The sequence below is a fragment of the Micromonospora sp. URMC 106 genome, from assembly GCF_051386395.1.
GTDB lineage: Bacteria > Actinomycetota > Actinomycetes > Mycobacteriales > Micromonosporaceae > Micromonospora.
Genome location: NZ_JBPQTP010000036.1, coordinates 1 through 9,719, shown reverse-complemented (window position 1 = coordinate 9,719; position 9,719 = coordinate 1). Strand labels below are relative to the sequence as shown.

Sequence of the window (9,719 nt, the reverse complement as noted above, 5' to 3'; positions counted from 1 at the left end):
GTAGGTCCACGGTGAGCAACGAGGACGAGAAGTACGTCGAGTACCTGAAGCGTACGACCTCGGAGCTGCGGCGTACCCGGCGGCGGCTGCGCGAGCTGGAGGCCCGGGACTCCGAGCCCATCGCCATCGTGGCGATGAGCTGCCGGTACCCGGGCGGCGTCGACAGCCCCGAGTCGCTGTGGCAGCTCGTCCGCGACGGCGGTGACGGGATCGGGCCGTTCCCCGCCGACCGGGGCTGGGACCTGGACCGCCTCTTCCACCCCGACCCCGACCACCCGGGCACCAGCTACGTCCGCGAGGGCGGCTTCGTCTACGCCGCCGCGGACTTCGACGCGGACCTCTTCGGCATCTCGCCCCGCGAGGCCGTCGCCATGGACCCGCAGCAGCGGCTGCTGCTGGAGACCTCCTGGGAGGCGTTCGAGCGGGCCGGGCTGCCGCTGCCGGCGGTGCGGGGCAGCCGTACGGGGGTGTTCGTCGGGGCGGCGTCGCACGGCTACGACGGCATGATGGCGCAGGCCGAGAACGGCGAGGGGCACCTGCTCACCGGCAACGCCACCAGCGTGATCTCCGGCCGCGTCGCGTACACCCTCGGGTTGGAGGGGCCGGCGGTCACCGTCGACACCGCCTGCTCGTCCTCGCTGGTCGCCATCCACCTGGCCGCGCAGGCGCTGCGCAACGGCGACTGCGAGCTGGCGCTGGCCGGCGGCGTGACGGTGATGCCCACCCCGGCGGTGTTCGTCGGCTTCAGCCGTCAGCGCGGCCTCGCCGCCGACGGCCGGTGCAAGGCGTTCGCCGCCGGCGCCGACGGCACCTCCTGGTCCGAGGGGATCGGGATGCTGCTGCTCACCCGCCTCTCCGACGCCCAGCGCCACGGTTACCCCGTGCTCGCCGTGGTCCGCGGCAGCGCCGTCAACCAGGACGGCGCGTCCAACGGCCTGAGCGCCCCGCACGGCCCCTCCCAGGTGCGCGTCATCCAGCAGGCCCTGGCCAACGCCCGGCTCACCCCCGAGCAGGTGGACGTGGTGGAGGCGCACGGCACCGGCACCCGGCTCGGCGACCCGATCGAGGCGCAGGCCCTGCTCGCCACGTACGGGCAGGACCGGGGCGACACCGCGCCGCTGCTGCTCGGCTCCGTGAAGTCGAACATCGGGCACACCCAGGCCGCCGCCGGCGTCGCCGGCGTGATCAAGATGGTCATGGCGATCCGGCACGGTCTCGTCCCGCCGACCCTGCACGTGGACGAGCCGTCCCCGCACATCGACTGGACCGCCGGCGCGGTCACCCTCGCCACCGACCCCACGCCGTGGCCCGACGCGGACCGGCCGCGCCGGGCCGCCGTGTCGTCGTTCGGGGTCTCCGGCACCAACGCGCACACCATCATCGAGCAGGCGCCGGCCCCGACCGAGGCCGAGGACGAGCCGGCCGTGGCGGCCGACCGCCCGACGGTCCCGGTGCTGCTCTCCGCCCGGTCGGCGGACGCCCTCGCCGCGCAGGCCGGCCGCTGGGCGGCCTGGCTGGCCGCCGACCCGACCCCGCGCCCGCTCGACGTGGCCTTCTCGTCGGTCACCGCCCGGTCCACCCTGGACCACCGGGCCGTCGTGTCGGCGACCGGCCGCGACGACCTGCTCGCCGGGCTGCGCGCCCTCGCCGCCGGGGAACCGGCCGGCAACGTCGCCGCCGGCGCCGGATCACCGCGCGGTCAGCTCGCGGTGCTCTTCTCCGGCCAGGGCGCGCAGCGCGCCGGCATGGGCCGGGAGCTGTACGCCGAGTTCCCCGTCTTCGCCGCCGCGCTGGACGAGGCGTGCGGACACCTGGACCGCGCCCTGCCGCGCCCCCTGCAAGAGGTGCTGTTCGCCGAGGCGGGCACGCCCGAGGCCGAGCTGCTGGACCAGACGGTGTTCACCCAGGCCGGCCTCTTCGCGGTCGAGGTGGCCCTGTTCCGCCTCGTCGAGTCGTTCGGGATCGTGCCGGACCTCGTGGGCGGCCACTCCATCGGCGAGGTCACCGCCGCGCACGTGGCCGGGGTGCTGTCCCTGGAGCACGCGTGCGCGCTGGTGGCCGCCCGGGGCCGCCTGATGCAGGCGCTGCCGGCCGGGGGCGCGATGCTGGCCGTCGCCGCCCCCGAGGCGGACGTGCTCGCCACGCTGGAGGGGCGCACCGACCGGTTGGGGATCGCGGCGGTGAACGGCCCGTCGTCCGTCGTCGTCTCCGGCGCCGTCGAGGCCCTCGACGAGGTGGAGCGGCTCTGGCGGGACCGGGGCGCGCGCACGCGCCGGCTCGCGGTCAGCCACGCCTTCCACAGCCCGCTGATGGAGCCCGTGCTCGCGACCTTCCGCGCGGTGCTCGGCCGGCTCACCTTCGCCGCGCCGGCGCTGCCGATCGTGTCGAACGTGACCGGGGCGCTCGCCGACGCCGACGAGGTCCGCACGGCCGACTACTGGGTGCGGCACGTCCGCGAGGCCGTGCGCTACGCCGACGGGATCACCACCCTGCGCGCCGCCGGGGCGGACACGTTCCTGGAGATCGGGCCGCAGAGCGTACTGACCGCGATGACCGGTGAGGTCCTGCCCGACGGGGACGGCGTGCTCGCCGTGCCGATCCAGCGCAAGGACCGGCCCGAGCCGCAGGGCCTGCTGGCCGCGCTGGCCGAGCTGCACGTGCACGGGGTGCCGGTGACCTGGCAGCCGTGGTTCGCCGGCACCGGCGCGCGCCGGGTCGACCTGCCCACGTACGCGTTCCAGCACCGGCGCTACTGGCCCGAGGCGGGCGACGCCGCCGGGCAGGCCGCGCCGACCGACGCCGCCGAGGGCGGCTTCTGGGCGGCGGTGGAACGCGGCGACCTGACCGAGGTGGCGTCCCACCTGGCCGTGCAGGACGACCCCGCCGCGGTCGAGGCGCTCGCCCCGGCCGTGCCGGTGCTGTCGTCGTGGCGGCGGGCCCGGCAACGCGACGCCGTCGTGGACGGCTGGTCGCACCGCGTCGGCTGGGAGCCGGTGCGTCCCGCCGCCGCGTCGACGCTGACCGGCCGCTGGCTGGTCGTCACCGCCGCCTCCGACGACGACGCCGCCGACGCCGGTGTAAGTGGGACGCTGGCCGGCGCCGGAGCCCACGTCGACACCCTCGCCGTCGCCCCCGGCGCCGGCCGCGCCGAGCTGGCCGAGCTGCTGCGCCGGCACGGCGACCAGGGCTGGACCGGGGTGCTCTGCGTGCTGCCCGGACGCGACCGGGCGCTGCCGGACGCCCCGGCCGTCTCCGTCGGCGCCGCGCTGCTGCTCAGCCTCACCCAGGCGCTCGCCGACGCCGGCCTGCCCGGCCGGCTCTGGTGCCTCACCCGGGGCGCCGTCGCCGTCGGCGCCGAGACCGTCGCCGACCCGTGGCCCGCGCTGGCCTGGGGCCTGGGCCGGGTCGTCGCCCTGGAACAGCCGGACCGCTGGGGCGGGCTGGTCGACCTGCCCGCCCGCGTCGACCGGAGCGCCGGGGACGCGCTGCTCGCCGTCCTCGCCGACGCCGGGCACGACCAGGTGGCGATCCGCCCGCAGGGCACCTTCGGCCGGCGGCTCGTCCCGGCCGCGCCGCCCGCCGGTGCGGGCTGGCGGCCCGCCGGCACGGTGCTGGTGACCGGCGGTACGGGTGCGTTGGGTCGGCACGTGGCCCGGTGGTTGCTGGCCAACGGGGCCGACGAGGTGGTGCTGGCGTCGCGGCGTGGCCCGGACGCGCCCGGCGCGGCGGAGCTGGTCGACGAGTTGGGGGCGGTGCGGGTGGTGGCCTGCGACGTCACCGACCGGGAGGCGGTCGACGCGCTCGTCGCCGGACTGCCGGAGCTGACCGCCGTCGTGCACACCGCCGGGGTGGTCGACGACGGCGTCCTCGACGGGCTCGACCTGACCCGGATGCAGGCCGTCCTCGACGGCAAGGTCCGCGCCGCCCATGTGCTGCACGAGGCGACCGCCGGCCGGCACCTCGACGCGTTCGTGCTCTTCTCCTCCCTCGCCGGGGTGATCGGCAGCGCCGGACAGGGCAACTACGCGGCGGCCAACGCCTACCTCGACGCGTTCGCGGCCTGGCGGCGCGGCCAGGGCCTGCCCGGCACCGCCATCGCCTGGGGCGCCTGGGCCGAGGACGGCATGGCCGCGGCGACCACCGCGCTGACCGCCCGCCTCACCCGGGGCGGGATCAACCCGCTCCCCGCCGCCGAGGCGGTCACCGCCCTCGGCCGGCTCGTCAACACCGCCGAGCCGGCGGTCACCGTCGCCGACGTCGACTGGGGCCGCCTCGCCGCCGCCTGGGGCCGGCCCACCCCGCTGATCGCCGCCCTGCCCGGGGTGCCGGCCGTGCCCACCGGCCCCGTCCGCGCCGTCGTGGTCGGCCGGTCCCTGCCGCAGCTCGCCGACCTCGTCCGCACCCAGGCCGCGGTGGTGCTCGGCTACCCGGCCGGCCAGCCGCTGCCCGACCGCACGTTCCGCGACCTCGGCTTCGACTCGCTCACCGCCGTCGAGCTGCGCAACCGGCTGACCGCCGAGACCGGCATGAGCCTGCCCGCCACGCTGGTCTTCGACCACCCCACCGTCGCCGAGCTCGCCGCCCACCTGCACGGCCTCACCGCCGGCCACACCGCCGACGAGGTGCTCGCCGACGGTACGCACCTGCACCGCGAGCCGATCGCCATCGTCGCCATGAGCTGCCGGTTCCCCGGCGGTGTCACCTCGCCCGAGCAACTGTGGGAGCTCGTCGCCAGCGGCACCGACGCGATGAGCCTGATGCCCGGCGAGCGCGGCTGGAACCTCGCCGAGCTGTACCACCCCGACCCCGAGCACCTCGGCACCAGCTACGTCCGCGAGGGTGGCTTCGTCACCGGGGCCGGCGAGTTCGACCCCGCGTTCTTCGGCATCAGCCCCCGCGAGGCCCTCGCCATGGACCCGCAGCAGCGGCTCCTGCTGGAGGCCACCTGGGAGGCGTTCGAGCGGGCCCGGATCGACCCGACCGCGCTGCGCGGCAGCCGCACCGGCGTGTACGTCGGCACCAACGGCCAGGACTACGGCTCGCTGCTGATGGCCGCCGGGGACGTCGACGAGAACTACCTCGCCACCGGCACCTCCGCCAGCGTCATTTCCGGCCGGCTGGCGTACACCTTCGGGCTGCACGGCCCGGCGGTCACCGTCGACACCGCCTGCTCGTCGTCGCTGGTCGCGATGCACCTGGCCGCGCAGGCCCTGCAGGCGGGGGAGTGCGACCTCGCCCTGGCCGGCGGCGCCACCGTGATGGCCACCCCCGGGATCTTCGTCGGCTTCTCCCGGCAGCGCGGCCTCGCCGCCGACGGCCGGTGCAAGCCGTTCGCCGGGGCCGCCGACGGCACCGGCTGGGGCGAGGGCGTCGGCCTGCTGGTGCTCCAGCGGCTCTCCGACGCCAAGCGCGACGGCAACCCGGTCCTCGCCGTGCTGCGCGGCAGCGCCGTCAACCAGGACGGCGCGTCCAACGGCCTCACCGCCCCCAACGGCCCCGCCCAGCAGCGGGTGATCCGGCAGGCTCTGGCCAACGCCGGGCTGACCGCCGACCAGGTCGACGCCGTCGAGGCGCACGGTACGGGCACCACCCTCGGCGACCCGATCGAGGCGCAGGCGCTGATCGCCACGTACGGGCGGGACCGGCCGGCGGGCCGGCCGCTGTGGCTCGGGTCGATCAAGTCGAACATCGGGCACACCCAGGCCGCCGCCGGCGTGGCCGGGGTGATGAAGATGGTCCTCGCCATGCGGCACGGGGTGCTGCCGCCGACCCTGCACGTGGACGAGCCCACCCCGCACGTCGACTGGTCGGCCGGCAGCGTCGAACTGCTCACCTCCGCCCGCCCCTGGCAGCCGGCCGACGGCATCCGCCGCGCCGCCGTGTCCTCGTTCGGCATCAGCGGCACCAACGTGCACACCATCCTCGAACAGGCCCCCGCCGGCGAGCCCGAGCCCGAGCCGACGACCACCGGGCCGGCCGGGGAGCTGCCCTGGGTGCTCTCCGGGCGCACCGCCGACGCCCTCACCGCCCGCGCCCGGGACCTGCGCGCCCACCTCGACACCGTCGAGGACGCCGGGCTCGCCGACGTCGGCTGGTCGCTCGCCGCCACCCGCGCGTCCCACGACCACCGGGCCGTCGTCTTCGCCGCCGACCGGGACGAGCTGACCGCCGCCCTCGACGCGCTCGCCGCCGGCCGGCCCACCCCGGCAACCGTCACCCGCGTCCCCGGCACGCCGGGCGAGGTCGCGTTCGTCTTCCCCGGCCAGGGATCCCAGTGGGTCGGCATGGCCGCCGAACTCCTCGACACCGCCCCGGTCTTCGCCGAGAAGTTCGCCGCCTGCGCCGAGGCGCTGCGCCCGTACGTCGACTGGTCGCCGACCGACGTGGTGCGCGGCGCGCCGGACGCCCCGTCGCTGGAGCGGGTCGACGTCGTCCAGCCCACCCTGTTCGCGGTCAGCGTGTCGCTCGCCGCGCTCTGGGAGTCGTACGGCGTGCGCCCGTCCGCCGTCGTCGGACACTCCCAGGGCGAGATCGCCGCCGCGCACGTCGCCGGGGGCCTCACCCTTGACGACGCGGCGGCCGTGGTGGCGCTGCGCAGCCGCATCATCGCCGGCATCGCCGGGGACGGCGGCATGGTCTCCGTCGCCACCACCGCCGACGAGGCCACCGACACGATCACCCGCTGGGCCGGGCGGGTCGCCCTCGCCGCCGTCAACGGACCCACCTCCGTGGTGGTCTCCGGCGACGGCGCGGCCCTCGACGAGCTGGTCGCCCACTACGAGTCCCGCGAGGTGCGGGTGCGCCGCGTCCCGGTGGACTACGCCTCCCACTCCGCCCACGTCGAGCCGCTGCGCGAGCAGCTCCTCGAACTGCTCGCCGGGCTGCGCCCCCGCACGGGCGAGGTCCGGTTCCGGTCCACCGTGGCGGGGGACTGGCTCGACACCGCCGCCCTCGACGCCGACTACTGGTACCGCAACCTGCGGCAGACGGTCCGCTTCGACGACGCGGTGCGCAGCCTGGTCGCCGCCGGCTACCAGACCTTCGTCGAGGTCAGCGCCCACCCGGTGCTCACCATGGCGGTGCAGGAGAGCGTCGAGCTGGTCGCCGCCGACCCCGGCGCGGCCACCGTCACCGGCACCCTCCGCCGCAACGAGGGCGGCCTCGGCCGCTTCCTCCGTGCCCTGGCCGAGGTGTACGCCGGGGGAGCGCCGGTCAACTGGCGGCCCGCGTTCGCCGGCTTCGCCGGACGCCGCCGCGACCTGCCCACGTACCCGTTCCAGCGGCAGCTCTACTGGCCGCAGCCGTCCGCCGCGCAGGCCCCGGCCGCCGGCGCCGCCGGCCCGGTCGCCGACGACGAGGTCGACGCCCGGTTCTGGGCCGCCGTCGAGGCGGAGGACCTGGCCGCCCTCACCGCCGAACTCGCCGACTCCACCGACGTGGGGCCCGTCCCGGAGGCCGCCTTCGCCGACGTGCTGCCGGTGCTCGCCGCCTGGCGCCGCCGGCACCGCGACCAGGCCACCGTCGACTCCTGGCGGTACCGGGACAGCTGGCTGCCGATCGCGGCCGACGACCCCGGTGAGCCCACCGCCGCCGGCACCTGGTGGCTGGTCACCGGCCCCGACGACACCGACGCCGCCCAGGCCGCGTTCTGCCGGGAGGCGCTGCAACGGCACGGCGGCACCGTCGTACCGCTGGCGCTGGACGGCGACCGCACGGACCGCGCGGCCCTCGGCGCCCGGCTGCGCGACCTCGCCGACGGCGGCGCGCCGGTCGCCGGGATCCTGTCGCTGCTGGCGCTCGACGAGACGCCCGCCCCCGCGCACCCCTCGGTGCCGGTCGGCTTCGCCGGCACCGTGACGCTGGTGCAGGCGCTCGGCGACGCCGGCGTCCGCGCCCCGCTGTGGTGCCTCACCCGGGGCGCCGTCTCCACCGACCCGGGCGACCCGCTGCCGCACCCGCTGCAGCAGCTCGCCTGGGGCTTCGGCCGGGTCGCCGCCCTCGAACACCCGGACCGCTGGGGTGGCCTGGTCGACCTTCCCGCCGAGCCGGACGACGCGGCCGCCCGCCGGCTCGTCCGCGTCGTCACCGGCCTCGACGGGGAGGACCAGGTCGCGCTGCGGCGGGCCGGTGCGTTCGGCCGCCGGCTGCTGCACGCCCCGCTCGGCGACGCGCCCGCCGCCCGCGAGTGGCGGCCCTCCGGCACCGCCCTGGTCACCGGCGGCACCGGCGCGCTCGGCGGACACATGGCCCGCTGGCTCGCCGCCAACGGCGCCCCGCACCTCGTGCTGCTCAGCCGGCGCGGCCGGCAGGCCGAGGGCATCGCCGAGCTGGAGGCCGAGCTGGTCGGGTTGGGCGCCCGGGTCACCGTGGCCGCCTGCGACGCCGCCGACCGGTCGGCGCTCGCCGCCGTCCTCGCGGACCTGCCGCCCGAGCACCCGCTGACCACCGTCGTGCACACCGCCGCCGTGCTCGACGACTCGGTGATCAACTCGCTGACCCTGGACCAGGTCAACTACGCGCTGAGCGCCAAGGTCACCGCCGCGCTGAACCTGCACGAGCTGACCCGCGACCTGGACCTCGACGCGTTCATCCTGTTCTCCTCGATGGCGGGCACGGTCGGCAGCTCCGGTGTCGGCAACTACGCCCCCGGCAACGCGTTCCTCAACGCCCTCGCCGAGCACCGGCGCGACCTCGGCCTGCCCGCCACCTCCATCGGCTGGGGCGCCTGGGGCGGGGGCGGCATGGCCGACGGCGAGTTCGGCCGGATGCTGCACCGCCACGGCGCGCCCGAGATGCCCCCACGGCTCGCCGTCGCGGCGCTGCACCAGGCCGTCGAGCACGACGAGACGTTCCTGACCATCTCGAACATCGCCTGGGACCGGTTCTTCGTCGCGTTCACGGCGACCCGACCCGGCCCGCTGATCTCCGAGATCCCCGAGGCACAGCGGTTGCGGGCCACCAAGGGCCTCACCGAGGCGAAGCAGGCCGACGACGCCGGCCCCGCCGCCGCGTTCACCCGGATGAGCGCCACCGAGCGCCAGCAGGCGCTGCTCGACCTGGTCCGCGACCAGGCGGCCACGGTCCTCAAGTACGCCGACGGCGAGGCCGTCGACCCGCACCACGCGTTCCGCGACCTCGGCTTCGACTCGGTGACCGCCGTGGAGCTGCGCAACCGGCTCGCCACCGCCACCGGGCTGCGGCTGCCGGTGACCCTGGTCTTCGACTACCCGTCCCCGACCGCGCTCGCCCGGCACCTGCACGAGGAACTGGGCGGCGGGGTCGCCGCGACGGTGGAGACCGCCCCCGTGGCGCTCGGCGACGACGAGCCGGTGGCCATCGTCGCCATGTCCTGCCGCTTCCCCGGCGGCGCGAACGATCCCGAGCGGTTCTGGGAGATGCTGCGCGCCGGCCGGGACGCCGTGTCCGACCTGCCCGGCGATCGGGGCTGGGACATCGACCGGCTCTACGACCCCGACCCCTATTCCACCGGCACCTCCTACGTCCGCAGCGGGGCCTTCCTGTACGAGGCGGCGGAGTTCGATGCGGGTTTTTTCGGGATTTCGCCGCGGGAGGCCCTGGCGATGGATCCGCAGCAGCGGTTGCTGTTGGAGACGTCGTGGGAGGCGGTGGAGCGGGCAGGGGTTGACCCGGGGTCGTTGCGGGGTTCGCGAACAGGGGTGTTCGTGGGCACGAATGGTCAGGACTATGGGGCCCTGTTG

Annotated in this window: 1 protein-coding gene; it reads left to right on the top strand. The window is 76.6% G+C overall.

Annotation, left to right across the window (positions count from 1 at the left end):
- Positions 1 to 11: 11 nt before the first annotated feature.
- Positions 12 to 9,719: type I polyketide synthase (locus tag ACSNOB_RS14095; protein WP_436687053.1), on the top strand; the 9,708-nt coding region annotated here is incomplete at its 3' end.